At 66.3% G+C, this 26,996-nt stretch carries 24 protein-coding genes and 1 pseudogene; 17 read left to right on the top strand and 8 right to left on the bottom strand.

The window, feature by feature from the left end; genetic code table 11:
• The first annotated feature begins 127 nt into the window (after positions 1-127).
• The 4 genes from ABT392_RS00730 (at position 128) to ABT392_RS00715 (ending at position 5,282) form a co-directional block, all read left to right on the top strand.
• The gene (locus ABT392_RS00730; protein WP_395384377.1) at positions 128-2,278 is read left to right on the top strand and encodes a cytochrome c biogenesis protein ResB; all 2,151 of its coding nucleotides are present in this window, start codon (positions 128-130) and stop codon (positions 2,276-2,278) included.
• Positions 2,275-3,621 (top strand): c-type cytochrome biogenesis protein CcsB, encoded by a 1,347-nt coding sequence (gene ccsB, locus ABT392_RS00725; RefSeq protein WP_395384378.1) that lies wholly within the window; start codon positions 2,275-2,277, stop codon positions 3,619-3,621. The genes ABT392_RS00730 and ccsB overlap by 4 nt, the downstream gene beginning before the upstream one ends.
• A gap of 87 nt (positions 3,622-3,708) precedes the next feature.
• The gene (gene msrP, locus ABT392_RS00720) at positions 3,709-4,665 is read left to right on the top strand and encodes a protein-methionine-sulfoxide reductase catalytic subunit MsrP (protein ID WP_395384379.1); all 957 of its coding nucleotides are present in this window, start codon (positions 3,709-3,711) and stop codon (positions 4,663-4,665) included.
• A complete protein-coding gene (locus ABT392_RS00715; RefSeq protein WP_334279204.1) occupies positions 4,665-5,282 on the top strand; it encodes a protein-methionine-sulfoxide reductase heme-binding subunit MsrQ in 618 nt (205 codons plus the stop codon). The genes msrP and ABT392_RS00715 overlap by 1 nt, the downstream gene beginning before the upstream one ends.
• Here ABT392_RS00715 and ABT392_RS00710 read toward each other — a convergent pair.
• Complete coding sequence (locus ABT392_RS00710) at positions 5,232-7,289, bottom strand: alpha/beta hydrolase family protein (RefSeq protein WP_395384380.1); 2,058 nt, start codon at positions 7,287-7,289, stop codon at positions 5,232-5,234. The two genes, ABT392_RS00715 and ABT392_RS00710, sit on opposite strands and share 51 nt — an antisense overlap.
• A gap of 167 nt (positions 7,290-7,456) precedes the next feature.
• Here ABT392_RS00710 and ABT392_RS00705 point away from each other — a divergent pair.
• From ABT392_RS00705 to glmU, 5 genes and pseudogenes are all read left to right on the top strand, one after another.
• Positions 7,457-8,350, top strand: a pseudogene (locus tag ABT392_RS00705) (NAD(P)/FAD-dependent oxidoreductase); the annotation flags it as partial.
• A gap of 81 nt (positions 8,351-8,431) precedes the next feature.
• Positions 8,432-8,800, top strand: a complete 369-nt coding sequence (locus tag ABT392_RS00700) for a dihydroneopterin aldolase (protein WP_334279342.1) — start codon at positions 8,432-8,434, stop codon at positions 8,798-8,800.
• A gap of 7 nt (positions 8,801-8,807) precedes the next feature.
• Positions 8,808-9,755, top strand: a complete 948-nt coding sequence (ttcA, locus tag ABT392_RS00695) for a tRNA 2-thiocytidine(32) synthetase TtcA (protein ID WP_334279206.1) — start codon at positions 8,808-8,810, stop codon at positions 9,753-9,755.
• A gap of 65 nt (positions 9,756-9,820) precedes the next feature.
• Complete coding sequence (locus ABT392_RS00690; RefSeq protein ID WP_464970874.1) at positions 9,821-10,423, top strand: DUF4136 domain-containing protein; 603 nt, start codon at positions 9,821-9,823, stop codon at positions 10,421-10,423.
• An 89-nt stretch (positions 10,424-10,512) separates the two neighbouring features.
• Positions 10,513-11,913: a bifunctional UDP-N-acetylglucosamine diphosphorylase/glucosamine-1-phosphate N-acetyltransferase GlmU gene (glmU, locus tag ABT392_RS00685; RefSeq protein WP_395384381.1), complete on the top strand. Its 1,401-nt coding sequence runs from the start codon at positions 10,513-10,515 to the stop codon at positions 11,911-11,913.
• Here glmU and ABT392_RS00680 read toward each other — a convergent pair.
• Positions 11,906-12,748 carry a phytanoyl-CoA dioxygenase family protein gene (locus ABT392_RS00680; protein WP_334279209.1) on the bottom strand — a complete coding sequence of 281 codons (843 nt, stop codon included), beginning with the start codon at positions 12,746-12,748 and terminating at the stop codon, positions 11,906-11,908. The two genes, glmU and ABT392_RS00680, sit on opposite strands and share 8 nt — an antisense overlap.
• An 87-nt stretch (positions 12,749-12,835) precedes the next feature.
• Between ABT392_RS00680 and ABT392_RS00675 the strand changes: the two genes are divergently transcribed.
• Positions 12,836-13,366, top strand: coding sequence for an SRPBCC family protein (locus ABT392_RS00675; protein ID WP_334279210.1), 531 nt, complete (start codon positions 12,836-12,838; stop codon positions 13,364-13,366).
• A 9-nt stretch (positions 13,367-13,375) separates the two neighbouring features.
• On the opposite strand, the gene ABT392_RS00670 is transcribed toward ABT392_RS00675, so the two are convergent.
• From ABT392_RS00670 to ABT392_RS00660, 3 genes are all read right to left on the bottom strand, one after another.
• The gene (locus tag ABT392_RS00670) at positions 13,376-14,797 is read right to left on the bottom strand and encodes an acyl-CoA thioesterase/bile acid-CoA:amino acid N-acyltransferase family protein (protein ID WP_334279211.1); all 1,422 of its coding nucleotides are present in this window, start codon (positions 14,795-14,797) and stop codon (positions 13,376-13,378) included.
• Between the two features lie 233 nt (positions 14,798-15,030).
• Positions 15,031-15,900, bottom strand: a complete 870-nt coding sequence (locus ABT392_RS00665; protein ID WP_395384383.1) for an amidohydrolase family protein — start codon at positions 15,898-15,900, stop codon at positions 15,031-15,033.
• A complete protein-coding gene (locus ABT392_RS00660) occupies positions 15,897-16,757 on the bottom strand; it encodes a transposase (protein ID WP_395384384.1) in 861 nt (286 codons plus the stop codon). The genes ABT392_RS00665 and ABT392_RS00660 overlap by 4 nt, the downstream gene beginning before the upstream one ends.
• Positions 16,758-16,877: 120 nt before the next feature.
• Here ABT392_RS00660 and ABT392_RS00655 point away from each other — a divergent pair, with 120 nt between their 5' ends.
• The 5 genes from ABT392_RS00655 to ABT392_RS00635 all read left to right on the top strand — a co-directional run bounded on the left by ABT392_RS00655 (position 16,878) and on the right by ABT392_RS00635 (position 20,020).
• Positions 16,878-17,792 carry a DUF808 domain-containing protein gene (locus tag ABT392_RS00655; RefSeq protein ID WP_334279214.1) on the top strand — a complete coding sequence of 305 codons (915 nt, stop codon included), beginning with the start codon at positions 16,878-16,880 and terminating at the stop codon, positions 17,790-17,792.
• Between the two features lie 106 nt (positions 17,793-17,898).
• A complete protein-coding gene (locus ABT392_RS00650; RefSeq protein WP_395384385.1) occupies positions 17,899-18,615 on the top strand; it encodes a hypothetical protein in 717 nt (238 codons plus the stop codon).
• 10 nt (positions 18,616-18,625) lie between these two features.
• The gene (locus ABT392_RS00645) at positions 18,626-18,865 is read left to right on the top strand and encodes a hypothetical protein (protein ID WP_334279216.1); all 240 of its coding nucleotides are present in this window, start codon (positions 18,626-18,628) and stop codon (positions 18,863-18,865) included.
• A gap of 10 nt (positions 18,866-18,875) precedes the next feature.
• Positions 18,876-19,499, top strand: a complete 624-nt coding sequence (locus tag ABT392_RS00640; RefSeq protein ID WP_334279217.1) for a UPF0149 family protein — start codon at positions 18,876-18,878, stop codon at positions 19,497-19,499.
• 26 nt (positions 19,500-19,525) lie between these two features.
• On the top strand, positions 19,526-20,020 hold the full coding sequence (locus ABT392_RS00635) for a YgjV family protein (RefSeq protein WP_334279218.1): 495 nt from the start codon (positions 19,526-19,528) through the stop codon (positions 20,018-20,020).
• Positions 20,021-20,331: 311 nt separating this feature from the next.
• On the opposite strand, the gene ABT392_RS00630 is transcribed toward ABT392_RS00635, so the two are convergent.
• On the bottom strand, positions 20,332-22,992 hold the full coding sequence (locus ABT392_RS00630) for a S9 family peptidase (protein ID WP_334279219.1): 2,661 nt from the start codon (positions 22,990-22,992) through the stop codon (positions 20,332-20,334).
• A 121-nt stretch (positions 22,993-23,113) separates the two neighbouring features.
• Between ABT392_RS00630 and ABT392_RS00625 the strand changes: the two genes are divergently transcribed.
• The gene (locus tag ABT392_RS00625) at positions 23,114-23,410 is read left to right on the top strand and encodes a hypothetical protein (RefSeq protein ID WP_334279220.1); all 297 of its coding nucleotides are present in this window, start codon (positions 23,114-23,116) and stop codon (positions 23,408-23,410) included.
• Between the two features lie 6 nt (positions 23,411-23,416).
• Here the strand turns inward: ABT392_RS00625 and ABT392_RS00620 are convergent, their stop codons facing one another.
• The gene (locus tag ABT392_RS00620; RefSeq protein WP_334279221.1) at positions 23,417-23,629 is read right to left on the bottom strand and encodes a heavy-metal-associated domain-containing protein; all 213 of its coding nucleotides are present in this window, start codon (positions 23,627-23,629) and stop codon (positions 23,417-23,419) included.
• Positions 23,630-23,678: 49 nt separating this feature from the next.
• Here ABT392_RS00620 and ABT392_RS00615 point away from each other — a divergent pair, with 49 nt between their 5' ends.
• Entirely contained in the window at positions 23,679-25,832 is a 2,154-nt protein-coding gene (locus ABT392_RS00615) for a heavy metal translocating P-type ATPase (protein WP_395384387.1), read from the top strand.
• Here ABT392_RS00615 and ABT392_RS00610 read toward each other — a convergent pair.
• Entirely contained in the window at positions 25,829-26,932 is a 1,104-nt protein-coding gene (locus ABT392_RS00610) for a ChaN family lipoprotein (RefSeq protein WP_395384388.1), read from the bottom strand. The two genes, ABT392_RS00615 and ABT392_RS00610, sit on opposite strands and share 4 nt — an antisense overlap.
• Positions 26,933-26,996 lie beyond the last annotated feature (64 nt).

The raw sequence follows: 26,996 nt of genomic DNA, 5'->3' as shown, positions 1-26,996 counted from the left end.
ACCCGTCCCTGTCATTCGAAAGGCCGGTGCATGTCACCGGCTTTTTTTCTGGCCGCTTTTCTGGCCGTTTGTCCGCCTTTTCGCCTGGCTCAAAGCCTGACGCCGCCGCCACCGGCACAATCCCGCGATGTCTTCCGCTGAATCCGCCCTGCCCCCTGCCCGACCCGAACAGCCCGCCCAGCGCTCGCGCACCCTGCACGACCTGGTCGAACTGCTGTCCTCGATGCGCTTTGCCATCGCGCTGTTCGTGGCGATCTGCATCGCCGCGATCGTCGGCACCGTGGTCAAGCAGCGCGAGCCGCTGAACAACTATGTGAACCAGTTCGGGCCGTTCTGGTCTGAACTGCTGGGTCGCATCGACCTGTACACGATCTATAGCGCCTGGTGGTTCCTCCTGATGCTGGTGTTCCTGGTCGTCTCGACCAGCCTGTGCATCGCGCGGAACACGCCCAAGATCGTGGCGGACCTGAAGAGCTACAAGGAAAACATCCGCGAGCAATCGCTGCAGGCCTTCCCTCACAAGGCCCTGGGCGAGCTGGCAATGCCGGCCGAGGCGGCGCTGCAGAAGGTTTCCGAGCTGCTGGGCGCCGAGGGCTGGAAGGCCAAGGCCCAGATGCGCGACCGCGGCACCATGGTGGCGGCCCGCAAGGGCGCGGCCAACAAGATCGGCTACCTGGCGGCGCATTCCTCCATCGTCCTGATCTGCCTGGGCGGCCTGCTGGACGGCGACCTGCTGGTGCGCGGCCTGATGTTCGTGCAGGGCAAGAGTGTCTACAGCGGCGGTGGCCTGGTCAGCGAGGTCAAGGCCGAGCACCGCCTGCCGGCCAGCAGCCCCAGCTACCGCGGCAACCTGATGGTGCCCGAGGGTGGCCGCGCTGCGACTGCCATCCTCTCCATGACCGACGGCGTCGTGCTGCAGGACCTGCCTTTCGACGTGGAGCTGAAGAAGTTCATCGTCGAGTTCTACGAGACCGGCGCGCCCAAGCTCTTCGCCAGCGAAATCGTGATCCGCGACCACGCCACGGGTGCCACGCGCGAAGCGACGGTCAAGGTCAACGAGCCGGTGATTCATGACGGCGTGGCCATCTACCAGAGCAGCTTCGACGACGGCGGCTCGCAACTCAAGCTGCGCGCCTTGCCCATGGGCAGCTCGGCCGAGCCCTTTATGCTGGAAGGCGTGGTTGGTGCCAGCACTTCGCTGAGCAATGGCGCTGAGAAGCTGGGCCTGGAATTCACCGGCCTGCGCGTGATCAACGTCGAGAACATGAGCGGCGCGACCACCAGCGGTGCAGACGTGCGCAAGGTCGATCTGGCCGAGAGCCTCGACAAGCACCTGGGCAGCGGTGCCAAGGCACCGGGCGACAAGTCGCTGCGCAATGTCGGCCCCTCGGTCAGCTACAAGCTGCGCGACGCGGCCGGCCAGGCGCGCGAGTTCAACAACTACATGGTGCCGGTGGAGCTGGACGGCCAGCGCGTCTACCTCGCCGGTGTGCGCGACACGCCGGCCGAAGCCTTCCGCTACCTGCGCATCCCGGTCGATTCCGAAGGTGGCATCGATGGCTGGCATCGGCTGCGCCAGGCCCTGGCCGATCCGGCTCGCCGCGCAGCAGCTGCGGAGCGCTATGCCGCCGCCGCCTCGCCCGCCAGCAACCCGGCCATGAAGCCGCAGTTGCAGGCCACGGCCATGCGCGCCTTGAACCTGTTTGCCGGCGCCGAGGGCGTGCGCCCGGGCGACGTGCCGCCGAGCGCAGGCTGGGGCGGCCTGCCGGCGCTCTCGACCTTCATCGAGAAGGAAGTGCCCGAGGCCGAACGCAACCGCGTCTCCGAAGTGCTGCTGCGCATCCTGAACGGCTCGCTCTACGAACTGCACAAGCTCAATCTGGAACGTGCCGACAAGCCCGCGCCAGCCGGCGATGCCGCCACGCAGAACTTCATGACGCAGGCGGTCCTGGCCTTGTCGGACAGCATGTTCTATCCCGCGCCGGTGCTCCTGGAGCTGGACGAGTTCAAGCAGATCCAGGCCAGCGTGTTCCAGGTGGCACGTGCCCCTGGCCAGAAGCTGGTCTATCTGGGCGCGGTCTTGCTGATCGTCGGCGTCTTCGCGATGCTCTATGTCCGTGAGCGCCGGCTGTGGATCTGGCTGGAGCCCACGGCGCCGGGCCAGACCCGCGTGCGCATGGCGCTGTCATGCACCCGCCAGATGCTGGATACCGATGCCGAGTTCGCGCGCCTGAGCCAGGCGCTGTTGAATCCTGAAGAGGAAAAGAAGGCCACATGACTACCACCACGATGACACTGGGTCGGCGCAGCCACTGGGCCACTCGCAGCCCCGCCGACTGGGCATTTGCCCTGCTGGTGCTGCTGGGCGGCGGCTATGCCTTCTCGCGCTACGGCGCCTCGATGGACGTCTATGAGAAGGGCATCCTCGCCTTCGCCATGCCGGCCATGATCGCGCTGGGCTGGTTCTGGCGTCCGGTGCGCGTGTTGACGCTGCTGGTCGGTGCGGCCAGCCTTTTGGCGATCAACGTCTACTTGCGCCAGACGGACGCATTCGGCGCCGACCTCGCGGCCGCCGACAAGGTCTTCCTGCTCAAGTACATGCTGTCCAGCCAGAGCGCCATCCTGTGGATGAGCCTCCTGGTCTTCATGAGCATGCTGGCCTACTGGGTCGGCTTCTTCACCAAGAGCGAAGAGAGCACGGCCGAGGTGCTGGGCTCCAAGCTCGCCTGGGGCGCCGTCTTCATGGCGCTCGTCGGCACCATGGTGCGCTGGTTCGAAAGCCACCAGATCGCGCCCGACATCGGCCACATCCCGGTCAGCAACCTCTACGAAGTGTTCGTGCTGTTCACCTGGCTGACCACGCTGATCTATCTCTACTACGAAGCCCGCTTCAAGACCCGCGCGCTGGGCGCCTACGTGATGCTGGTGGTTTCCGCCGCCGTGGGCTTCCTGCTCTGGTACACGATAGAGCGCGGCGCGCACGAGATCCAACCGCTGGTGCCGGCGCTGCAGAGCTGGTGGATGAAGATCCACGTGCCTGCCAATTTCGTCGGCTATGGCACTTTCGCGCTGTCTGCCATGGTGGCCCTGGCCTACCTCTTGAAGACAGCCACGCCCCGTGCGCTGCAGATCGGATTGATCGGCGTGCCCGCAGCCCTGGTGGCCTTCATCCTGGCGGTGCGCTTCGGGGCGCAAGTGCCCGCCGAGACGGTGGCCGGGCTGGATGGCTGGGCCCGCAAGATGGGCTCGGTGCTGGTATTCCTGACGATCTGCGTCGCACTGCGCAAGCCGCTCTCGGCCCGCCTGCCGGCGCTTACCGTGCTCGACGACCTGATGTACAAGGCCATCGCGCTCGGATTTGCCTTCTTCACCATCGCCACCATCCTGGGCGCCTTCTGGGCGGCCGAGGCCTGGGGCGGCTACTGGAGCTGGGACCCGAAGGAAACCTGGGCGCTGATCGTCTGGCTGAACTACGCGGCCTGGCTGCACATGCGGCTGATGAAGGGCCTGCGTGGCGCGATGTCGGCCTGGTGGGCGCTGCTGGGCCTGCTGGTCACCACCTTCGCCTTCCTGGGCGTCAACATGTTCCTGTCGGGCCTGCACAGCTACGGCACCTTGTAGGAGGCCAGCAAGGGATTTGCAGACGGCAGTAAGCTTTGCGTCTCTGGCCCGACAGATGGGTCAGATCAACAGATGAGCTGACCTGCCATGCACTTCCTTCCCGACCGCGGCCTGGGCCGACTGCCTGAATCCGAAGTCACGCCGCGCTCGCTCTACGCGAGCCGGCGCGAGCTGCTGGCACTGGGCGCTGCTGCAACCTTGCTGCCCAATCTGGCGCAAGCGCAGGCTGGCGCCAAGCTGGCCGCCATCAAGAGTGCCGTGCCCGGCGCGATGGTGCTGGACAAGCCCACGCGCATGGAAGACGCCACGCGCTACAACAACTACTACGAGTTCGGCACCGACAAGTCCGAACCCGCGCGCAACGCCCACACACTGAAGACCTCGCCCTGGAGCGTGGTCGTCGAAGGCGAATGCGCCAGGCCCGGGCGCTTCGACCTCGAAGCGCTCTTGAAGCTCAGCCCGATGGAAGAGCGCATCTACCGCCTGCGCTGCGTCGAAGGCTGGTCGATGGTGATTCCGTGGATCGGCTACTCGCTGGCCGAGCTGATCAGGAAGGTGGAGCCGAACTCCCGCGCCAAGTTCGTCGAATTCACCACGCTGGCCGACAAGAGCCAGATGCCCGAACTCAGCAACGGTGCGCTCGATTGGCCTTATGTCGAAGGCCTGCGCATCGACGAGGCGATGCACCCGCTCACGCTGCTCGCCTTCGGCATGTATGGCGAGGTGCTGCCCAAGCAGAACGGTGCGCCCCTGCGCCTCGTCGTGCCCTGGAAATACGGCTTCAAGTCGGCCAAGTCCATCATCAAGATCCGCCTGGTGGAGAAGCAGCCCACCAGCAGCTGGACCAAGGCAGCCCGCCAGGAATACGGCTTCTATTCGAACGTGAACCCGCTGGTCGATCATCCGCGCTGGAGCCAGGCCACCGAGCGCCGCATCGGCGAAGACGGCCTCTTCGCCAAGAAGCGCCCGACGCTGATGTTCAACGGCTATGAGCCGCAGGTGGGCCAGCTCTACGCCGGCCTGGACCTGAAGAAGAACTATTGATGACGGTGCAGCGCCGATCTTCCTGGCTGCATCCCGCAGCCAAGCCGCTGCTGCTTGTCGTTCTCCTGCTGCCGCTGGCCCGGCTGACCTGGGGCGCTTTCAACGATGGCCTGGGGCCCAACCCGGCCGAGGCCCTGATACGCGGCACCGGCGACTGGACGATGCGCCTGCTGTGGCTGACGCTGGCCATCACGCCGCTGCGCGAGCTGATCAAGCAGCCGGCACTGGCGCGCTTCAGACGCATGGTGGGCGTGACGACGTTTGCCTATGCCTGCATCCACCTGCTCTGCTATGCCTGGCTGGACATGGGGCTGGAGATGGCCGACATCGCCAAGGACATCGCCAAGCGCCCCTTCATCCTGATGGGCTTCAGCGCCTGGCTGCTGCTCGTGCCGCTGGCGGCCACGAGCTTCAACCGCGCGATCAAGGCCCTCGGCGCCAAGCGCTGGCAGGTCTTGCACAAGGTGGCCTACGCGATCTCCTTGATCGCGTTGGGCCACTTCATCTGGATGCGCGCCGGCAAGCAGCTGTTCGGCGAGCCGGCGATCTACGGCGCCGTGCTGGCCTTACTGCTGGGCTGGCGGCTGCTGCGGTACTGGCGGCGAAGCCGTCACTGAGCCGCTGCGGCTGCCGGGGCCGATGTGGCGGTCCAGGAACTTCAGCATCGTCTCGTAAAGGTCGACGCGATTCTCCTGCAGGCCGTAGCCATGGCCTTCGTCGTTCTTGATCATCAGGATTTCAGGCGGCTTGCCCGCGTTCTTCAGGGCGCTGACCATCATCTCGGTCTGCTCCAGGGGTGTGCGCACGTCTGCTGCGCCGGCCCAGATGAACAAGGGGATGCTCGACCGGGCTGCATGGGGCGTCGGTGAATTTGCATCGGCAAGCGACCAGTCGTCGCCCTTGACACCGATGATCCGCTTCCAGAAGGCCACGGCCGAGTCGCTGCCAGAGAAGTCGGTCTGGGTCGAGTTCAGCTGGCGCTTCAGGTCGCTGACGACCAGGCCTGCCATGCCGCACTTGAAGACGGTGGCCGAGCGGATCGACGCCCAAAGCGTCGCATAGCCTCCATAGCTGGAGCCGCTGATGCAGATCCGCCCTGGGTCCGCAAAACCCTGGGCCACGGCCCAATGCGCTGCGTCTTCATGGTCGTCAGACATCTTTCGGCCGATCTCGCCCCAGCCAGCGTCGTAGATACGCTCGCCGAATCCCGGCGTGATCCGGAAGTTAGGCAGTATCACCGCATAGCCGCGCGAAGCCAGCACCTGTGCCTCCCGAACACCGCTGCCGGCCATCGGGCCCCAGGAGTCGGCCCGGACATGAGGGCCGCCATGGATGTGGACCACGGTGGGCAGCTTCTGGCCGGGCTGGTAGTCGGGCGGCAGCAGGTAGTAGGACGGAATCTCCAGGCCGTCGCGCGTCTTCAAGAGGAAGGGGCGCATCTCAACCAGGTGGCGCTCATTCAACTCGCGGCGCGAGCGCAGCAGCTGCTTGAGCGTCTTGGCCTTCTCGTCGAACAGGTAATAGACCTCGGGATGCCGATCGCTCCAGACCGTCACCAGCGTGTTGCCACCGCTGCTGCGCTGGATGGCCACCGCACGGCCCTTGAACTGCGCTTCCATTGCCGCCTGCACCGCAGCGTAGTCGGCGTCGAAATGCAGCTGCTGGCTGCGCTCGGCGTTCACGCTCATGCCAATGATTCGGCCGCTAGAGGGGTCACGCTGCAGCGCAGTCTCGCTGGCGTCGTAGCGGGGGTTCGAATAGATCAGTTCACCGACAGTCTTGCTCTGGACATCGAATAGATGCAGGCCGCTGGTGTCCTTGCCGCCGCGCGACTCGACGATCAGGTTGCGGTTGTCGGGCGCAAAGGCGCGCGGCTCCCAGGCATCGGCCTGCTTGAAACCGAAGCGCGCGATCTCCTGCCATGGCTTGTCAAGCGACTCGCGCAACATCACGGTGCGCACCAGTTCCTCTTCAGGCACATCGTCTTTGTTCGCCACCACGACACCACGCGGTTGCGCCTCGTTGTCCAGCAACCACTGCATGATCCGGATGGGCTTGTCCGGCGTTAGCAAGGTGCGCTCTTCGGTCGCGAGGTTGACCCTGTAAAGGTCCGGCCGCTCGGTGCGCATGCGCGCGCTGATGATGACGTCGGTGTTCGAGCCCGGCACGGGGCGCAGCACATTGGCCGACTTGTAGATTTGTCGCAAACGGCGAAAACCGGTGCCGTCTCGACGGACCGCCGAGGGTCCGATCCCGGGCGCGCGTTCGGCTCCGGTGGGCGTATCGATCTGGCCCTGTTCGAAAACCAGAAATTCAGAGCCAACCCATTGGTAGGACACGACGTCATTGGTGCTGAGCGCGGTCACAGCCCGCGACGTCATCGTCTGCAGATCCAGCACGACCAGATTTCGCTTGCCCTTGAGCGGCGACAAAGCCGCCAGGTAGCGACCATCGGCAGACAATTTGACCTGCACAAAGTCAGCCGGTGCCACATAGGCCGCAATCGGCAGGACCTGCGCGGCCGGCTGCGTTTCAGCCATTGCTGGCCCAACGCCAGACAGCGCAAACGCTGACAGAACAGCCATGGCACGCCAAGCGGGCCGGCCGGTGATCTTCTTGAACATCTACGACTCCTCAACCATCTGATTGCAGCGCCACCAAGTGGCGGGCCGCCCCTGCGCGTCGCCATATTTGCGGCGTCCCTCACGCGTCCTGCATTGTCCCAGAGGGCAAATCCCGCCCAGCCTGGGATAATTCAGGGTTTTCCTCTGCCCCCCACGACCTTCGCCCCATGCCCGACACCCTGCCCCCCACCGTGGATTGCGCCGTCATTGGTGGCGGTCCGGCCGGCTGCAGCGCGGCGGTCTGGTTGGCGCAGCTGGGCCTGTCCACCGCCCTCCTGGAGCGCAGCGGCCGGCTCTGCGGCAGCCTCTCGACCTTGCGCTATCCTCAGGACTGGCTGCTGGGCCACCCCGGCGAGACGCTGGCCGCCCTGGGCGAAAGCTATGCCGCCCACGTGGAGAAGCTGGCGCAGATCCACACCGGATTGAATGCCCGGCTCGATCATCTGGACTGGCATGCCAGCGAAGGCTGGACGCTTTTCCTGGCCGGCGGCGAGTCGCTCAAGGCCCGCAGCCTCTTGCTGGCCACCGGCCTGCAGCCGCGCCGGCCCGAGCCGCTCTACCCGCAGCGGCCCCGCAGCCCGAATGTGCTGGATTCACTGGAACTGACCGAACGCCGAGAATCACTGAGACCCGGCCGCACGCTCTTGCTGGGCGGCGGCGACAACGCGGTCGAGAACGCCCTGTACCTCAGCGCCCGGGGCCACCAGGTGACCATCTGGTCGCGCAGCGACTGGCGGGCGCAAACCCATCTGATCCAGCAGCTCGACAACGACGCCGGCATCGAGCGCCGCCCAGCCAACCCGATGCCGGCAACGGTGGAGATCGAAGGCGACAAGCTGCTGGTTCGCTCGAAGCAATTCGGCGACGAGCTTTTCGACCATGTGGCCGTGCTCCTGGGCTACGAGCCCGAAGCCAGCGCCTGGCTGCAGGTGTCTGACGCCTTGCAGCGTGCCGGCGTCACCGCCCCTTCCCACCCCTTCCGCGACGAACCACGCTTTGCCGCGCTGGGCCTCTTTGTGGCGGGTGACACCAGCGGCCGCCAGCACCCGAGCGTGCAGACGGCACTGGGCGATGGCGTGGTGGCAGCCAAGCAGGTCGAGAACTTCCTGCGCCCGCTGGCCGAGAGCCAGCCGCCGCTGGCGCTGCGCCGCAACAACCGCCAGGTGATCCACATCACCGGCCTGCGCTTCGGCGCCAACCTGGGCGTGCTGGACTTCGAGCGCGAAGGCCCGCAGCCGATCCAGGTGGACGCCGAAGTGAACCTCGGTGCCCAGACCATCGTTTCGCGCGATGCCGACATCGGCCATGTGCTGGACTACCGCCGCGTGCGCCAGATCATCATCGACGAGTGCACCGCCGAACACACCGACCTGCTGGAAGCCTTGCTGGGCAAGCTCTGCACAAGGCTGATGAAGCTGCACGGCGTGGTGGGCGTGCGCATCAAGGTGTGCAAACTCGAAATCTTCCCCGACTGCCAAGTCGCAATTTCGGCCGAATGTGGCCAATGGTGAACACGCTATGACGACGACCGAACTCCTGAGCCCCGTTGATGCGGTGGCCGCCGAAGCCTTGGCCGCAGAAAAAAAAGCTGCGCACGAAATCAACAAGCTGTCCAAGCGCCTTCACCGCCAGGTGGGCCAGGCCATCACCGACTTCAACATGATCGAAGACGGCGACAAGGTCATGGTCTGCGTCTCGGGCGGCAAGGACAGCTACTCGCTGCTGGACATCCTGATCAACCTGAAGCAGCGCGCGCCGATCAAGTTCGACATCGTGGCCGTCAACCTCGACCAGAAGCAGCCCGGCTTCCCGGATGAAGTGCTGCCCGCCTATCTGAAGTCGCGCGGCGTCGATTTCCATATCGAGACGCAGGACACCTACTCCATCGTCAAGCGCCTCATCCCCGAGGGCAAGACCACCTGCAGCCTGTGCTCGCGCCTGCGCCGCGGCATCCTCTACCGCGTGGCTGGCGAGCTGGGCGCCACCAAGATCGCGCTGGGTCACCACCGCGACGACATCGTCACCACGCTGATGCTGAACATGTTCTTCGGCAGCCGCATGAAGGGCATGCCCCCGAAGCTTGTCAGCGACGACGGCAAGAACGTCATCATCCGGCCGCTGGCCTATGTGCGCGAGCCCGACCTGGTGCGCTGGGCCGAGCATCGCGAGTTCCCCATCATTCCGTGCAACCTCTGCGGCAGCCAGGAGAACCTGCAGCGCGTGCAGGTCAAGGCCATGCTGAACGACTGGGACAAGCGCTTCCCTGGCCGCATCGAGAACATGTTCACCGCCATGGGCAATATCGTCAGCTCGCACATGATGGACCGCAATCTCTATCCGTTCACGACCATCAAGGCCACCGGCACGCCGATGGAAGGCGGCGACATCGCCTTTGACGAAGACGAGGCCTGCGGTACGCCGGCACCGGCGATGGGCGTGATCAGCCTGCAAAGAGACGTCGCCTGAAACATTGGTAAACAAAAGGGCAGCCCGGAGCGTTCACAATGGCCTCACACAATGACTTGGAGGCCATGATGAAAATCCAACGACGTCTAGCCCTGGCCGCCCTGCTGGGCGCCACGGTCCTCGCCGCCACCGGCTGCAGCGGCGTGTACACCCTGACCAGCGATGTGGCCACCTATGGCGAATGGCCGGCCGACCGCAAGGCCGGCAGCTATGCCATTGAACGCATGCCCTCGCAGAAGGGCTCGACGGAGCGCGATGCCCTGGAAGCCGCCGCCCGGGCCGCACTCGAGAAGGCCGGTTTCACGGCGGCCGCCGATCCCAAGAATGCCGAGTTCCTGGTCGCTGTCGGTGCCCGCTCGACGCTGACTGAATACTCACCCTGGGACGACCCGCTGTGGCGCCACTGGCGCATGAACTGGCGCTACGGCCCGCCGAGCCGCATGTTCTATGGCCCCTTCACCTTGCGCGACCGCAGCTATGAGCGCGAAGTCGCCCTGCTGGTGCGCGAACGTGCCACCGGCCAGGCGGTCTACGAGGCCCGGGCCCAGAGCGACGGCCTCTCGGTCGGCGACGACAAGGTCTTCGGCGCGATGTTCCAGGCGGCGCTGACAGACTTCCCGAAAGCCAATGAGAAGCCGCACCCTGTTTCGGTGACGATCCAGCGCTGATCCTACAAGGCGCGCGCAGCGTTCGCGCACCTTGTCGGCGCGGCATGCCGTGATAATCGCGGCTTTTCCTCCAACAGGAATCGCCGCGCATGTCGTCGTCTTCGCTCAACATCGTCATCATGGCCGCAGGCAAGGGCACGCGGATGAAGTCCGCCCTGCCCAAGGTCCTGCACAAGCTGGCTGGCCGCTCGCTGCTGCAGCATGTCTTGCAGACCAGCATGGGCCTGGGCGAGGCGCGCCGCATCGTCATCACCGGCCATGGCGCTGAAGCCGTCGAAGCCGCGGTGGCGGCACCGGCGCTGCGCTTCGTGCGCCAGATGCCCCAGCTGGGCACCGGCCACGCCGTACAGCAAGCCGTGCCGGCACTGGACGATGAAGCCGCCGTCACGCTGATCCTCAACGGCGATGTGCCGCTGATCCGCACCGAGACCGCAGCCAAGCTGGTCGAGGCCTGCCAGGGCGGCAAGCAGCTCGCCCTGCTCACGATTGAGCTGGCCGACCCGAGCGGCTATGGCCGCATCGTCCGCGACGGCTCCGGTGGCGTGCGCGCCATCGTGGAGCACAAGGACGCGACACCTGAGCAGCGCCAGATCCGCGAGGGCTACACCGGCATGATGGCCGCGCCCACCGCCGCGCTGAAGCGCTGGCTGGGGCTTCTTTCGAACGACAACGCCCAGGGCGAGTACTACCTGACCGACATCGTCGCCATGGCCGTGGCCGAGGGCCTGCCGGTCGCCGGCATCGCCGCGCCGAACGAAACCGAGGTGCTGGGCGTCAACAGCCCCTTGCAGCTTTCCGACCTGGAGCGCCGCTTCCAGCGTCAGCAGGCCGAGGCGCTGATGGAGGGCCATGGCACCCGCCTGGCCGACCCGGCGCGTTTTGACCTGCGCGGCGAGCTCACGGTGGGTTCGGATGTCGAGATCGACGTCGGCTGCGTGTTCGAAGGCCAGGTCACGCTGGGCGACAACGTCAAGATCGGCGCCTACTGCGTGATCCGCAACGCCACGATTGCCGCCGGCGCGCGCATCCATGAATTCACCCACATCGACGGCGAGAAGGCCGGTGGCGCCAAGGTCGGCGCTGGCGCCCTGATCGGCCCCTTCGCCCGCCTGCGCCCGGGCGCAGATCTCGGCGACGAGGTCCACATCGGCAACTTCGTCGAAGTGAAGAACTCGACCCTGGCCAAGGGCGCCAAGGCCAATCACCTGGCTTATCTGGGCGACGCCACCGTGGGCGAGCGCGTCAACTACGGCGCCGGCTCCATCACTGCCAACTACGACGGCGCCAACAAGCACCGCACGGTGATCGGCGCCGATGTGCATGTGGGCTCCAACTGCGTGCTCGTGGCCCCCGTCGAGATCGGCGCTGGCGCCACCATTGGCGGCGGTTCGACGATCACCAAGCCCGTGGGTGCGGGCGAGCTGGCAGTGGCTCGCGGCAAGCAGGTTGGGATCGCCGGGTGGGCACGGCCGACCAAGAAGGCTAAGTAAAGCCGCGCACAGGCAATTCATCGCCCCGCTGCAACCAGTTGCGCGGCGAGTAGGCACTGGCCGCATCGGTCACGTGCAACGTGTACGCATGCCGCGAAACTGACGAGCGGTTCGGCGCGCTGTAGTGCGGCAGCAGGCCATGGAACAGCACCAGCGTGCCCGCCGCAGCCTCCAGCGGCACCGCGCCATAGTCCGGCCCCGGCCAAGGCGTCGTATCCAGCGTTTCCATCTTCACCTGCCGGCCTTCGCGCACAAAGCGCTCACGCAAGGGCCCGCGGTGGCCGCCCGGCTCAACCCACAGGCAGCCGTTCTCGCGCGTGGCTTCTTCCAGGGCGAACCAGAACGTGGTCACCGTGATCGGATCGCTGTCGAAGAACGAGGCGTCCTGGTGCCAGCGCACCTCGCCGCCAATGCCGGGCTGCTTGAAGATGTACATCGACTGCCAGACCTGCGGCTGGGTAAGCCCGAGGTCGCGCGCCACGGCGGCCAGTTCAGGCCCGTGCGAGAACTGCTCGAACACCGGGTCGAGGTCGTGCAATGCATGGCCGATCTTGTTGATCGCGAGATGCTTGGGCACGCGCAGGCGGCCTTGCTCGTCATGCGCCTCCTCCTCGAAGAAGCAACGCACCTCGGTGGCTGAATCAAGGAAGTAGTCGTCGACCTTGCGGTCCTGCTCCTGGGTCGTGAAGACCGGGCGGTTCTCGCTGGGGTCGAAGGCCTCGACGATCTGGCCGGCGCGTTCGCGCACGGCGGCAATCGCGGCGACCGACTTGAAACCGGGCAGTACCAGATAGCCCTGCTCACGAAACTGAGCTTGTTGTTCGATTGACAGCATGAGGCGAAGTCTAGGGTCTGTTCGCATTGCGATGAAAAGACCCTGGCGCGAAGCTGCCGGCCACCCAGATGCAAAGGAGCAATGCTCATGAAAGCTCTCAAGATCCTTGGCCTGATGGTGCTGGCCCTCGCGGCCGTGCTGCTGGTTGGCGGCATGCTGATCTCGTCCAAGTACAAGGTCCAGCGCACGGTCAGCATCAAGGCCGCACCGGACAAGGTCTATGCGCTGGTGGCCAATCCGCGCATGTGGAAGCAATGGAGCGTCTGGAACCAGCGCGACCCGGCCATGACGATCGAGTACAGCGGCCCCGAATCTGGCCCTGGCGCGGTCTGGGCCTGGAAGAGCAAGAGCGAAGGCGATGGCCGGATGAGCTTCACCACCGCCGAGCCGCCCAAGCGCGTGGGCTACGACCTTTTCTTCCCCGACTTCGAATCCACGTCCACCGGCGAGTTCCGCTTCGAGCCGCAAGGCGAGACGACCCAGGTCACCTGGAGCATGGAGGGCGACATGGGCAAGAACCCCTTGATGCGCTGGTTCGCCCTGTTCATGGACGGCATGATCGGCAAGGACTTCGAGGGCGGCCTCGCCAACCTCAAGGCCCTCGCCGAGAAGCAGTGAAATTGCGCTTCAGAGCGCCAGCGTGCGCTTGAGAAAAGCGATCATGCGCGGCCAGGCATCGCCCTGGGCGCGGGCATCGGCCTCGGGCGAGCCGCCCATCTTCATCGGGCCGGCGTTGTGCATCGTGGTCGGCGCATAGCCGCTGCCGACGATGGCGTGGCCGGCACCCTCATAGACCAGGGCCTCGGTCGGCAAGCCCTTCTCTGAGCGCTTGGCCGCGATGGCGCGGGCCATGCCGCCGGAGTCCCACATCTGGTCGTCGGTGCCGGCAATCAGCAGGACCGGGCCGGCGTACTGCTCGACCGGGATGCGCGCCGCGACGGCACGTTCGGGGTTGGCAGCACGGCCCTTGTCCTGCGGGCGGCGCACGATCACCGGCGCGCCCGTGGCGAAGCCGGCGAACTCCTTCTGAAAGTCCTGGTACGGCACGAAGGGCAAGGCCTGACCCTTCCAGGCGAAAGACGGTTGGTTGGCCGCCGAGCTGTTGGACGAATCCCAGCCTTCCCAGACCACGTCGGTGGGTACCACGGCGACAACGCTACGCAGCCACGGCATGCGTGCAGCTGCCGACAAGGCGAACTCGGAGCCCTTGGAGACACCGTAGACCGCGATGCGCGAGCCATCGACCTCGGCCTGTTTCTGCAGCCAGTCTCGCGCCTGCTCCAGGCGGCTCAGCTCGATCATCGCAAAGCTGCGCGGCAGCTCCGGCAGTTCCGGCGGCTGCGGGCCGGTCGCACCCCAGCGGCCCGGCGAGTAGTAGGGCAGGGAGAGCGCGGCAAATCCTCGTGAGGCGAGATCGTTGGCAATGCCGCCGGCCATGCCGGCGCCGCCTTCCGAGCCCCCCAGCACGATGACCACCGGCAGCCTGGCCCCTGCCTTGGCGGGCAGTACCAGTTGCGCACCGGCCATGCCTTCGACCGAACGGCGCTGCAGGCCTTCGACGACCGGGCGCAGCAGCAGGCGCTGCTCGGTCAACACGGACTCGGCACCATCGGCCGCAACGCTGATGGCCTGTATCAGGACCTCGCCTGCAGGCGCCTCACGCAGCTGCCTGGCCAAGGCTTCATCGACGCGCGCCGGCTTCATCGCCCAGAACAGGCCGCGGCTGTCCGCACCGCTGTAGCTTCCGCTGCGCGGTGCCTGGCTGGCGGTATCGATGCGGCCATTGGCATCGGCCACAAGAGTAGCTTCGGCGCGAAAGACCTGGGCGCCCATGTAAGGGCTTCGCACGACCCGCAGCGTGCGCAGGCGGACCTCGCTGCCCGGCTTGAGCTGGCTCACCGCCAGGCTGACCGGTTCGCCTTCCAGCACCTCGCGGCCGGGCTTCAGCTCGATCTGCTGCGCCAGGGCGGAACCTGCGATGGCCGCGCATGCCGCAGCGGCCAGCAGGGTCAGCACCGCCTTCTTCATCTTCATTGCTGTCGTTTGCATCGTCGTCTCCTCGGTTGGGTTTGGGATGGGACGAATGCTAGGAAGCGCATGGGCCGAGGGCGAATGCCGCCCGACGATTCGACAGCCTGGGCGATGAATCGCCAGCGCTGCCGCATTTTTGGGCACGGCAAGAATCTGCTTGAAGGATCAAGGACTTGGCTGCGCTGTGGGCAGCTTGCCCACGATCTTGTCCACAGGCTGTGGGGACATCCCCGGGACCGTCACCCGCGTCCTCAAGGCTCGGGCAGAGCGAACATGCGCTGGCCATTGCCCCAGGCAATGCGCTGGGCGGCAAGGTGCGGCAGGTCGGCCAGCCAGCGGCGGGCTTCCTGCATCAGGCCTTCGTACTGCGGCCAGCGCGAAGGTGTCCAGGTGTCGGAGCCGATCAGGAAGCGCTCGCTGTGCTGGCTGAGCAGCTCTCGCCATTCGGCACTGAGCCGGCCTTCGCCCAAGGTAAGGCCGGGCCTGTAAGACAGCTCGCCCATCAACTGCGGATAGCGCGCCAGCAGCTCGCGCACCCGCTTGACCGGGGTGCCGCCAATGCCGGTATGGGCCCAGATGAGGCGGGCCTGCGGCGCGTGGGCCATCAGCTTGTCTATCGCGTCATCGTCCACATGGGCCAGCACCCAGAGGCCCCGCTCGACGCTGAGCTTCATCAGCGAGCGGGCGACTGGCCCGTCTGCATTGGCGCTTTCATAGAGATGGAACTCGCCCAGGCCGCGAAATGGTCCGCTGGCGGTGCCGCGCGTGAGCTCCTCCAGCACCATCTGGTGAATGCTCGCGTCGGCAAACCAGCCGGTGTAGTCGGCCCGGTTTCGGTAGAGCCGCACAAAGGGCACGACCGTGATGCCCGCATCGCGCAGCGCGGCACTGGCGGCCAGCTCGTGCGTGCCGGCATTCGGCCGGCTGTTGGCCAGCACAGCGTGCACGCCAGCCCTCTTCAAGCGAGCGAGCACATCCGGCAACGGGTGCTCGCCCTCCGAAGCCTCGACATTGAAGTGCAGATGGGCGTCGAACAGCGGGCCCGAATACGGCTCCGCGGCCCGAGCAAGGCCGCCCAGCATCAAGGCGATGACGGCGAAGGAGAGCCAGCGTTTGCTCATCCGGCACCGCGCTCGACACCTTTGATCAGCCGGCTGATCCGCGAGACCGACAGGCCCAGCTCGCCGGCCAGCGCCGTCATGGAGATGCCGCCCTCGGTGTGCGCGCGGTAGAGCGCCTGCTCGCGCGAGCCGCAATCGCCCAGCCACTGCGCAAAGCTGCGCTGGCGGCCGGAACGCGGCAGCTCGGCGCCGCGGCGACGCTGGCGCGTCATCGCCTGCATGCGCTCAGCGAACTTGGCGTCGCCAAGAAAGATCTGCTGGCGCAAGTGGCCTTGCCAGAGGTCCAGGTTGGGGTCGGCGGCCAGCAGCCTGGCATAGCGCTCGGCTGCGCGCCGGTGGTCGGCGCTGCTCAGGGCCGGCCGCTCCAGCAAGTGGCTGTGCAGGCCGTCCACATCCAGCCAGGCCGGCGGCTCGGCCAGACCCAGATGGGCGCGGCAGCTGGACCAGGGCCAATCGGCTGCGCTGCGCACCAGGCCCACCCGCTGCGGGTTCAGTTCCACATAGCGGCAGGCATCGAGCAGCAAGGCCTCCCGGTCCACCAGCACCGCCTTGAAGCGCCCCTGGAACAGATGGCCGCTTGTGCCGTGCCGGCGGTTGTAGCCCTGGGTGTAGACGCCGTTGATGTGGCGCATCAGGCGCGATAGGTTCGCCTGACGGGTGAACAGCAGCAGGTTGAATTGGTCGGGCATCAGGCAGAAGGCCAGCACCTGCGCATCGAAGCGCTGCATCGCCTGGCCGAGCACGGTCAGCAGCGCCTGGCGGTCGATATCGTCCACGAACACCCCTTCGCCGGCTTCGCTGCGCGAACAGACGTGGTAGACAGCGCCAGCGAATTCGATGCGTGTGGGACGTGCCATAAGGCAAATTAGGCGAGCCCAGGGCAAAAGGCAAGGCTTGACCCCCGCAGGCACAAGGCCTGGGATCGGGTACAAACTCGCCTCGACGCATTTGTCACCACCCGTTTCCAAGGATTCCGCATGGCCTCCAGCCTGCTCGCACTGCTAGACGACATCGCCACCACGCTCGACGACGTGGCCCTGCTGAGCAAGGTCGCGGCCCAGAAGACCACCGGCGTGCTGGGCGACGACCTGGCGCTGAACGCGCAGCAGGTCACCGGCGTTGCCGCAGATCGCGAGCTGCCCGTGGTCTGGGCTGTCGGCAAGGGCTCGATGCTCAACAAGGCCATCCTCGTGCCCGCCGCGCTGGCCATCAGCGCCTGGGCGCCATGGGCGGTGACGCCGCTGCTGATGGTGGGCGGCGCCTATCTGTGCTTCGAGGGCTTCGAGAAGCTGGCCCACAAGTTCCTGCACAGCGAGGCCGAAGAGAAGGCCGAGCACGACGCGCTGACTGCAGCACTGCTCAACCCCAAGGTCGACCTGGCGGCCTTCGAGAAGGACAAGATCAAAGGCGCGATCCGCACCGACTTCATCCTGTCGGCCGAGATCATCGCGATCACGCTGGGCACGGTGGCCACGGCCTCCTTCACCACGCAGGTGCTGGTGCTCACAGGCATTGCCGTGGTGATGACGATCGGCGTCTACGGCCTGGTGGCAGGCATCGTGAAGATCGACGACCTTGGCCTGTGGCTGAGCCGCAAGTCTGCGGCCTGGAAGCAAAGCCTGGGCCGCGGCCTGCTGGTGGCAGCGCCCTGGCTGATGAAGTTCCTGTCGATCGCCGGCACGGCGGCCATGTTCCTGGTCGGCGGTGGCATCCTGACCCATGGCGTGCCGGCGCTGCACCATGCGATCGAATCCCTTCAGGCAGCCATGGGCCCGGCAGGCTGGCTGGGCGGCCTGCTCGGTGACGGCCTGGTGGGCGTGCTCGCAGGTGCGCTGGTACTGGCCGGCGTGAACCTCGTCGGCCGGCTGCGCGGCGCCGCAAAGAAGGACTAAAGTCAGCTGATCCCGCCCGACCGGGCGCTGCGTATGAGCAGTCTTTGATCATGAAGGAGGCAGCGATGAATGCCCGCATGGCCCTGAGTCCGGACGAGGCGCAGCGATGAGGCGATTGCTCGTCACTCTGTTGCTGACAGCCGCTGCAGGCTCGGCAGCCGCCGATGCCTACGACTACGTGGTCACGCCCTACTTCGGCAGCAGCCGCCCCTTGGTTCGCCTGGGCTGGGGTGCTGCCGACAAGCGCGAGATCAGCAGCAGCGGCCAGTCGCTGGCCGTGGGCATCGCGCCAACGTCGAACTGGTACACCGAAGCCTGGGTCAGCTGGAATCGCGACAACGGGCGTGACATGTCCTACAACGGCTGGTACCTGACCAACCAGTTCGCGCTCGGCAGCAGCGCGCGCAGCGACTGGGCGCTCTACACCAGCATCTGGAAGCCCGACTTTGCCAACTCGGGCTGGACCTGGTCGATAGGCCCGATGTTCCAGTACGCCGGTGACGGCTTCGACCTGAACGTCAACGTCTTCATCTACAAATGGCTCAGGCCTGGCCGCTACCTGCCGGCCGAGCTGCAGTACCAGGCCCAGATCAAGACCTTGCTGGCCCCAGGCTGGGAATGGGGCGTGCAGGCGCTGGGCGAAACCGGCCCGGTCTCCAACCCGCATCGTTTCGGGCTGCAGGAGCATGTGCTGGGCCCGGCGCTTTTCGGCCACATGCCTTATGCCGGCGGCAGCCTGCGCTGGGACGCGGGCCTGCTTTTGGGGCTCAACAAGGAGTCGCCCAGGGCGCAATTGCGGGCCCAGCTCGGCTACCAGTTCTAATAGAGGCCTTATGAAGATTCACAACGTCGAAATCCAGAAGTTCAAGGCTGCCTCGAACTCCCCCCACGGCCAGGTCATGCTCAAGATGGATGCCCTGATCACGCCCAGGGCGCCGGTCGAGGGCATCGAGCCCAGTTCCATGCTGATCATGACCGAGGCCAATGCCCGCGTGCTGATGGCCTTGCTGAAGAGCCAGCTGCTGCAGTTCGACGCCACGAAACCCAAGAGCCGCCACGGCCGACCTGGTTGAAAAGCCCCCCATGGAATATCCCCAATACCGCCCGCAGCAGGCCGACCGCCTGCCCCTCACCGATGCCGAGCTCGAGGCGCTGGACGGCCTCCTGATGGAGCTGCCGACCGACGCCGCGATGAATATCGAAGGCCTGGACGGTTACCTGACCGCCCTGCTGCTGAGCCCCCAAGCCATCGAGGAGCTGCCCGGCGCCGCCTGGCTTCCCGCGATCTGGGGCGGCGATGGCGCTGAAGACCCTGCACCGTTCAAGAGCGGCAAGCAGAAGAAGCGCGTCGTGCTGCTGACGCTGCGCCACCTGCATTCGATCGCCTGCCAATTGCGCGAGGCGCCCGACCGCTGGGAACCGATCTTCAGCGTCGCCGAGAAGGGCGATGCCGAAATGATCGACGCCGAGGAATGGAGCATCGGCTTCTTGACTGCCGTGGACATGAACCCGCAAGCCTGGGCGCCGCTTTTCGACGACGCCGAAGCAGGTGTGCTCCTGGAGCCGATTGCCCAGCTGGGCGGCGACGAGTCGCAGCTCAGTGACGAAGAGCGCGAGGAGCTGGGCGACCCGACCGTGCGCGACGCCTTGAGCCGCTCTGTGGCCGAGTCAGTGCCGGAGCTGTTCGCGCGCCGCTATCCCGCCTGAACGCGGCCTGATCCCCCAGCGACAAGATGGCCGACTGGCTGAGCCCGGCCCAGTTGCTAGGCTATCTTGCATTCGCGCTGGGCCTGGCCTGCTTCGCGCAGAAGGACGACCTGCGCTTCAAGCTCTTCATGGCCGGCGAATGCGCGGCTTATGCCTTGCATTTCTGGCTCCTGGGCGAACCCACGGCCGTGGCTTCCACGCTGGTGTCGCTGGGCCGCTCGCTGGCCTCGATCAAGAGCCGCTCGGCTGGGGTGGCGCTCATCTTCATCGGCCTGTCAGCGGGCCTGGGCCTGTGGCTGTTCCAGGGCTGGGCTTCACTCCTGCCAATCACGGCCTCCATCATCGGCACCAGCGCACTGTTCTTCCTGCGAGGGCTGCAGATGCGACTCCTGATGCTGGTCGGCACGGGCCTTTGGGTCGCCAACAACCTGCTGGTCGGCTCCATCGGCGGCTCCCTGCTGGAGCTGACGCTGCTGGCCACCAACAGCTGGACGATTCTGAGGATGCGGCGGCAGGCTTGATTGCAGGGCGGCTTGCGGCACTTAGCTGCTACTCGCTGTTCCCTTCTTTCGCGCCGCCGAGGCCATCGGCCGAACCTGCGCCTGCCACCCGGCGCAGGCCACGGTGGTGCGGATCAGGACGGCAGTGGGTGCCCCGCAGCGAAGTAAAGGAGGAGGCCGAAGGCCGGGGGACATGAGCGAAGGGGCGCCCGCTGCTGGCCTGATCTTCGACCGACCAAGGCGCAAAAACGAGCGGCAGCTAAGTGCCGCTAGCCGCCGGCCCGGATCGGCAGGCAAAAAAAGCCCGGCATGTGCCGGGCTTTCTTCTTTCATCACTTCACAGCGCCCAGATGGTCGAGCCAGAAGCGCTCGTACTTGCGGTGCCAGCCGGCCGGCTTGACCGCGCCGCCCATGCCGTGCTCGCCGTCCGGATCGAGGAAGAGCTCGACCAGCGATTCCTTGCCCGTCACGAGCAGCTCGCGGTAGACGTTGACCGTGTCCTGGTACAGCACGTTCGGGTCCTGCATGCCGTGCACCAGCATCAGCGGCTTCTTCAGGTGCTTGGCCATCGGCAGCAGCGAATACTTGCGCAGATTGGGCTTCGTGCGATCCACCTTGCCGATCGTGCGGCCGCTGTACCAGCTGTTGTAGTTCTCCCATTCGGTCGGGCCGGCACCGGCAATGCCGGCGGCATACAGATCGGGCTTGCTGTACAGCGTGTACTGAGTCTGGAAGCCACCGAAGCTCCAGCCGTTCAGGCCGATGCGGGCGCCATCCACGCCGAGATTGGCTGCGATGTACTTGTGCAGGTCTTCCAGGTCTTCCGCCTGCGGCAGGCCGACCTGCTCGAAGTTGGCGCCCGAGAAGCGGCGGCCGTAGTTCGAGTGGCCGCGGGTGTCGACAGCCACCGTCACGTAGCCATGCTTGGCCGCCATGTACATGCCGAACATGTAGCCGGTAGGCTGGAAGCTGTCGGTCTCGACCGTGTGGCGGTCGTTCAAGGGGCCGCCGTAGACGTAGACCACGGCCGGGCGCTTGTCGCTGGCCTGCCAGCCGGCGGGCTTGAACCAGTAGGCATGCAGGGTGTCGCCATGGCGGTTCTTGAAGCTGAAGCGCTCGGGGCGCATCACATCCACCTTGGACCAGGCGGCGTCATGGCTGTCGGTCAGCACCTTGGGCGCTGCGCCGACCTTCAGCAGCTTCAGCTCCGGGCGCTGGGCCCAGTTGCCGGCCATGGCGGCGACCTGCGTGCCGTCGTAGGAAGCGACCGCGTTGCGGTGGTAGTCGGGTGCGGTGCCCAGGGCCTGCATGCTGCCGTCGGCCAGGTTGACCTTGTAGACGTTCATCGCCGCCAGGTCGTCCTTGTTGGACAGCACCAGCATGCTCTTGCTGTCAGGCGTGAAGCCCAGCACCTGGTGGGCTTCGAAGTCGCCCTTCACGAGGGCCTTGAGTTCGCGCTTGGCGATGTTCCAGCCATAGGGCTGGCGCCAGCCGGCTTCGTCCATGGCCACGACCAGAGTCTGGCCATCGGGCGTGAAGCGCGGGCTGATGACGCTGACCACTTCGTGGCCCACGTCGCCGCGGCGCTCGATCACCACTTCGGGCTTGGCCGTTTCGCTGGCCGAGCCCAGGTAGACCTTCAGCAGTTCCTTCTCGCGCTCCCAGGTGGCGAACGCATAGCGCTTGCCGTCCTTGCTCCAGGCCACAGGGCTCATCTCGAACCAGACATCGCCACCCGGATGCGTGAACACCGGTGCGGGCTGCTTGGAAGGGGCAGCATCGCCTTGCGGCACGGGGCGGATGTAGAGCGCCGCGGCCTGCACCATGCGCTTGTCGTCCGACACTTCGCGGTCCACCTTCTTGGCGGCGGCGAAGCGCTCGCCGTAATTCATGATCTCGACCTGGCGGCCCGGCTTCGGCGCAGGCTTGCCCTCTTCGCCCAGCGGTGCCAGCGCAGTCAGAGCCATCCAGCGGCCGTCTTCGCTGATCACGGTGTTCGCGATCTTGTACTTCTTGTCGGCGTCGTCCGGATGGATCAGCTCACGGTTCAGCACTTGCACGCCACCCGAGGCGAAACGCGAGCGCAGGACGCGGCCTTCGTCCATGTAGACAAAGCCCTGGTCATCCGGCGTGTAGGCCACGATGCGCAGATTGCGCTGCGTGCCCAGCAGCGGCTGGATACGCTCGGACCCGGCCACCCAGCGGAACAAGGCACCGCGGTACTGGAAGATCAGCTCGTCCTTCTCATTGGCCCAGACGATCTGGCGCACGCCGGGATAGAGGTCGCCGGCCTTGAGCTTGTTCTTGGCAAGCTTCTTCTTCAGCTCGTCGCGCCATTCCCAGGATTCCTTCTCGATGGCCTTGGCAGCGGCGGCAGCAGGCGCGCTTGCAGCGGAGGCAGGCGCCTCGGCAGGCGCGGGCTTGCCGGCGCGCTTGGCGGCCAGCGCCGCCATGGCGCGCTTCTCGGCGTCGGCCTCAGCCTTGTCCGCCGCCTTCTGGGCTTCGTCCTTGGCCTTCTTCTCGGCGAATTCCTTCTTCAATTCCTCGATTGCCGCCTTTTCCCATTGCTCCAGGTCCACCTTCTCGCCACGCAGATAGGCGGCATAGGCTTCTTCACGGGCCTGGCGCTCGGCGTTTTCGCTGTTGCGCTGCTTCAGCTTCTTCTCGAAACGCTCAAGATCCTCGGGCGCGTCGTAGGCGGCCATCAGGGCCGGCGAGGTCAAACGAAAGGTCTTGCCGGTTTTGTTGTCGAATACATGCAGGTCGCCACCGGGTTCACGGTAGGGGGCCCAGGCATAGGCCAGGTAGCGGCCACTGTGACTGAAGCCAGCGTCGCGCGCGGCTTCGCCGCGGTACGACTCGGCGCGGAAGACTTGCTCCAGCGTCAGGTTGGGTGCCGCCACCGGGGCAGCATGGGTCAGCGAGGCGCCGATCAGCGCGGCCGACAGGGCAATTGCCAGGCAGCTGTTGGCCACCAGTTTCCGTGTCTTCAAGTCAGTCTCCTACCTTCCGCCCCGGTTCAGGGCAGGGCGCATTGTAGAAAGACCTCGTAAATCCCCTGTGCGGGTTGCGCGCATATGCGCGACACTTGGCCGTCAACCCCTAACCTCGACCATGCTGCCCAAGCCAGTCGCCGCCCTCGGCCTCATCGTCTGCCTGCTGATGGCCCTGCACATGATGCTGGGCCCGGTGCGGCGTGCACGGTTCGATGCCTGGCTGCGCGAGATGCGCGACCGCGCGCACAAGCTGCTTGATTTCCGTGGCCGCCGTCGCGAAGCTCGACGGGCCCGCGCCGAAACCGATTCGCTGATCCGCCGCGTCAAGGCCAGCAATCCGCTGCCCGAAGGGGACTGGGACGACAACGTGTTCCGCCCCAAGCAGTTCGAGGGCGACAAGCGCAAGCTGCACTGATCGGTGTCAGGCCGGCGCAGGCGGATACCCTGCCTCGGCAAGCGCCGCCGCGAGCTCGGCGCGGCTCTTGCTGCTGCCCTGCACCTGCAGGCCGCGGGCCTCGCGGTCGAACGTCAACCGCGCTTGCGCATCCAACTCGCCCAGCGCCTCGGTGATGGCGGCCACGCAATGACCACAGCTCATGTCCGGCAGCTTGAATTGCTCGACGGTCGATTCCATTTGTCACTCCTCAAGACAGGTCTATCAGTCGCAGCTTATCCTGATCGCCATGAGCAGCCTTGACCCGAAGCAATGGACCCTGGCGATAGAGGGGATGACATGCGCCTCCTGCGTCGGCCGGGTCGAGCGTGCCTTGTTGAAGCTGCCCGGCGTCGAGGCCGCGAGCATCAATCTGGCCACCGAAACCGCCACGGTCCAGGCCCAGGCCGACGTGGCGCTACCGCAGTTGCTGGCGGCGGTGAGCAAGGCCGGCTACAAGGCGCGGCTCGATGAAGACTCGGTGGTACGCAAGCAGGATTGGCAGGCAAGCGGCTGGCCGGTCCTGATAGCCGCGCTGCTGAGCGCACCCCTCGTGCTGCCGATGCTGGGCATGCTGGCGGGCGTGCACTGGATGATCGACGGCTGGTGGCAACTCGCCCTGGCCACGCCGGTGCAGTTCTGGCTGGGCGCCCGCTTCTACAAGGCCGGCTGGTCCGCGCTGCGCGCCGGCAGCGGCAATATGGACCTGCTGGTCGCACTCGGCACCAGCGCGGCCTTTGGCCTCAGCCTCTACCTGCTGCTCGGCGGCGAGCATCACAGCCTGTACTTCGAATCGGCCGCCGTCGTCATCACCCTGGTGCTCCTGGGCAAATGGCTGGAAGCCCGCGCCAAGCGCCAGACCACCGAGGCGATTCGCGCGCTGAAGAGCCTGCGCCCGGAAACCGCGCGCGTGCTGCGCGATGGCCAGGAGCAGACGCTGCCGATCAGCAAGCTGCGCCTTGGCGATGAAGTGCTGGTGCGGCCCGGTGAGCGCATCCCGGTCGATGGCCTGGTGCTGGAGGGCGACAGCCAGGTCGATGAGTCGCTGATCACCGGCGAGAGCTTGCCGGTGGCCAAGCATGCGCAGAGCCGCGTGGTGGGCGGCGCGATCAATGGTGAGGGTCAGCTCTTGCTGCGCACCACCGCGCTCGGCGCCGAATCGACGCTCTCTCGCATCGTGCGCCTCGTGGAATCGGCGCAGGCCGCCAAGGCCCCGATCCAGCGCCTGGTGGACCGGGTCAGCGCCATCTTCGTGCCGGTAGTGATTGCGCTGGCCTTGCTGGCGCTCGTCGGCTGGGGCCTGGCCACGGGCGACTGGCAGCAGGCCCTGCTCAATGCCGTGGCCGTGCTGGTGATCGCCTGCCCCTGTGCGCTGGGCCTGGCCACGCCCACCGCAATCATGGCCGGCACCGGCGTGGCAGCGCGGCATGGCATCCTGATCAAGGACGCCGAGGCTCTTGAACTGGCAGCGCATCTGGACACCGTGGCTTTCGACAAGACCGGCACCTTGACGGTCGGCCATCCGGCGCTCCTCGCCCTGGAGCCGGTGGCTGGCGAAGACCGGGAACAACTGCTGCGCTGGGCCGCGGCGCTGCAGGCTGGCAGCGAGCATCCGCTGGCCCGTGCGGTGCTGGATGCGGCCCAGGGACAGGCCTTGCCTGCCACGCGAAACCTGCGCGCCGTGCCGGGCCGTGGCGTGGCCGCCGACCTGCCTGAGCAAGACCTGACCCTGCATCTGGGCAGCGCCCGCTACATGGCGGAGCTGGGGCTGACACTCGATGCCGCCCCGGCTGACGGCGCCACGCACTCGTGGCTGGCGACGACTTCACCGCAAGCCCGGTTGCTCGCCCGCCTGTCCTTTGCCGACACGCTCAAGCCCGGTGCGGCGGCGGCGCTTGCCCATCTGAAATCGCAAGGCGTCCACACCGTCATGCTCAGCGGCGACAACCTGGCCGCAGCAGAGGCGGTGGCAGCGCAGCTCGGCCTGCAGGAAGTGCGCGCCGAGGTGCTGCCCGAAGACAAGGCGCGCATCGTGGCTGAGCTGAAGGCCGGCGGCTCGCGCCGGGTCGCGATGGTCGGCGACGGCATCAACGACGCGCCCGCCCTTGCTGCCGCAGACGTAGGCATGGCCATGGCCACCGGCACCGACGTGGCCATGCAGGTGGCTGGCATCACCCTGATGCGCGGCGACCCGGCCCTGGTGCCCCAGGCGATTGCGCTCTCGCGCGCCACCGTCCGCAAGATCCACCAGAACCTGTTCTGGGCCTTTGCCTACAACGTGGTCGGGATTCCGTTGGCCGCCTTCGGCCTCCTGAATCCGGTGATCGCCGGTGGTGCGATGGCGCTGTCCAGCGTTTGCGTGGTGAGCAACGCGCTCTTGTTGAAGCGCTGGAAGCCGGCTTAAGACTTCGGCGCCGCAGCTGGTGCGGATGCCGGTGCGTACTTGCAGGCATTGGCCGTCCGTTTGGCCATGACCTTGCGCACCCAGGCGCTCTGGTCCTCGCCCGGTGCGAAAGACTCCGGATTCGGATAGACCAGCTGCAGCACGGTGCCCTCCTTCAGCGCCGCACCGGCAAAGGACGGCAGCTTGGGGTCCGTCACCTCGACCGGGTCGATCACGGCGATCTTCAGCTGGGGCAGGCGCCGCTGCAGCCGCTCGGCCGTGCCCAGGAAGGCAGCGGAATGGAAGTTGCCGTTCAGGTGCAGCACCTTGGCGCCAGGCTTCTTCTGCAAAGCCTCGGCAATTGCTTCGGCCATGGTTTCGTCGCGCGCCACCTGGGCCGCGAAGCTGCGCTCGGCACGCGCCTTGGCTGCCTCTGACATCGCAGCGCCGCCGCCATGAGTGGCCGCGCCGGACTGGAACTTCATGTACTTGTCGCGGTAGGCGCCCGGGCCTGTGTCGAGCTCGCGAGCCACCCAGCTGCGCTCTTCGGGCGTGAAGCGCTCCAGTACCGCCAGGCCTTGCTGGCCGATGCAGGAGATCGCCCAGGTTGGTGCTTCAGCCGCTATCACCGGCAGGCCGCGCTCCTTGGCGAACTGCACCAGCGGCCGGTAGGAGGGGCGGTAGTTGTCCCAGGCGCGGCCGTCGTCCACCAAGGCGTTCTCGCCCAGCTTGCCAGCCAGGTAGCCATCCAGCACTGGCTGCACATCGCGCTCGAATTGCTCCAGCGAAACAATCATGGCCGGATGCCGGGCATGCAGGGCACGCAACAGGCGCTGCTGCTGCAGATGAATGCCCGGATGGCGATGGCTCTCACCGAAGAAGATCACGTCATAGCCAGCGAGTCGCCGGGCCAGCTCGTCCATGTTTAGCAAGCTGGGTTCGGCGCGTCCAGCGTCGCTCCAGACGAAAGCGGTGTCGTAGAAGTCTTGCAGCGGCTGTTGCAGCCGGTAGGCGTGCTCGCCCTGCTTGTCCAGTCGCTGAGGCGCTTCGGCGGCAAAGGCGGTGCAGCTCAGGGCGGCCAGCAAGGCCAGCATGGGCGATCTGCAGACTTGTTTTTTCATGCGTTTTCCAATCGGCTCCGATATGTGATTCCAACACAGCGCAGCTGCCGATAATCGCGCAAGC

This window comes from Paucibacter sp. JuS9 (assembly GCF_044043925.2).
GTDB lineage: Bacteria > Pseudomonadota > Gammaproteobacteria > Burkholderiales > Burkholderiaceae_C > JAUASW01.
This window is presented reverse-complemented; position numbering and strand designations above follow the sequence as displayed.

Excerpts from the sequence above, each read along its gene's own strand:
- ABT392_RS00650 (WP_395384385.1), top strand. The coding sequence starts at position 17,899 with ATGAGGCGATTGCTCGTCACTCTGTTGCTGACAGCCGCTGCAGGCTCG.
- ABT392_RS00680 (WP_334279209.1), bottom strand. The coding sequence starts at position 12,748 with ATGCTGTCAATCGAACAACAAGCTCAGTTTCGTGAGCAGGGCTATCTG.
- ABT392_RS00620 (WP_334279221.1), bottom strand. The coding sequence starts at position 23,629 with ATGGAATCGACCGTCGAGCAATTCAAGCTGCCGGACATGAGCTGTGGT.
- ABT392_RS00660 (WP_395384384.1), bottom strand. The coding sequence starts at position 16,757 with ATGGCACGTCCCACACGCATCGAATTCGCTGGCGCTGTCTACCACGTC.
- ABT392_RS00610 (WP_395384388.1), bottom strand. The coding sequence starts at position 26,932 with ATGAAAAAACAAGTCTGCAGATCGCCCATGCTGGCCTTGCTGGCCGCC.
- ABT392_RS00655 (WP_334279214.1), top strand. The coding sequence starts at position 16,878 with ATGGCCTCCAGCCTGCTCGCACTGCTAGACGACATCGCCACCACGCTC.
- ABT392_RS00645 (WP_334279216.1), top strand. The coding sequence starts at position 18,626 with ATGAAGATTCACAACGTCGAAATCCAGAAGTTCAAGGCTGCCTCGAAC.
- ABT392_RS00715 (WP_334279204.1), top strand. The coding sequence starts at position 4,665 with ATGACGGTGCAGCGCCGATCTTCCTGGCTGCATCCCGCAGCCAAGCCG.
- ABT392_RS00640 (WP_334279217.1), top strand. The coding sequence starts at position 18,876 with ATGGAATATCCCCAATACCGCCCGCAGCAGGCCGACCGCCTGCCCCTC.
- ABT392_RS00670 (WP_334279211.1), bottom strand. The coding sequence starts at position 14,797 with ATGCAAACGACAGCAATGAAGATGAAGAAGGCGGTGCTGACCCTGCTG.
- msrP (WP_395384379.1), top strand. The coding sequence starts at position 3,709 with ATGCACTTCCTTCCCGACCGCGGCCTGGGCCGACTGCCTGAATCCGAA.
- ABT392_RS00690 (WP_464970874.1), top strand. The coding sequence starts at position 9,821 with ATGATGAAAATCCAACGACGTCTAGCCCTGGCCGCCCTGCTGGGCGCC.
- ABT392_RS00665 (WP_395384383.1), bottom strand. The coding sequence starts at position 15,900 with ATGAGCAAACGCTGGCTCTCCTTCGCCGTCATCGCCTTGATGCTGGGC.
- ABT392_RS00730 (WP_395384377.1), top strand. The coding sequence starts at position 128 with ATGTCTTCCGCTGAATCCGCCCTGCCCCCTGCCCGACCCGAACAGCCC.
- ccsB (WP_395384378.1), top strand. The coding sequence starts at position 2,275 with ATGACTACCACCACGATGACACTGGGTCGGCGCAGCCACTGGGCCACT.
- ABT392_RS00615 (WP_395384387.1), top strand. The coding sequence starts at position 23,679 with ATGAGCAGCCTTGACCCGAAGCAATGGACCCTGGCGATAGAGGGGATG.
- glmU (WP_395384381.1), top strand. The coding sequence starts at position 10,513 with ATGTCGTCGTCTTCGCTCAACATCGTCATCATGGCCGCAGGCAAGGGC.
- ABT392_RS00675 (WP_334279210.1), top strand. The coding sequence starts at position 12,836 with ATGAAAGCTCTCAAGATCCTTGGCCTGATGGTGCTGGCCCTCGCGGCC.
- ABT392_RS00710 (WP_395384380.1), bottom strand. The coding sequence starts at position 7,289 with ATGTTCAAGAAGATCACCGGCCGGCCCGCTTGGCGTGCCATGGCTGTT.
- ttcA (WP_334279206.1), top strand. The coding sequence starts at position 8,808 with ATGACGACGACCGAACTCCTGAGCCCCGTTGATGCGGTGGCCGCCGAA.
- ABT392_RS00625 (WP_334279220.1), top strand. The coding sequence starts at position 23,114 with ATGCTGCCCAAGCCAGTCGCCGCCCTCGGCCTCATCGTCTGCCTGCTG.
- ABT392_RS00635 (WP_334279218.1), top strand. The coding sequence starts at position 19,526 with ATGGCCGACTGGCTGAGCCCGGCCCAGTTGCTAGGCTATCTTGCATTC.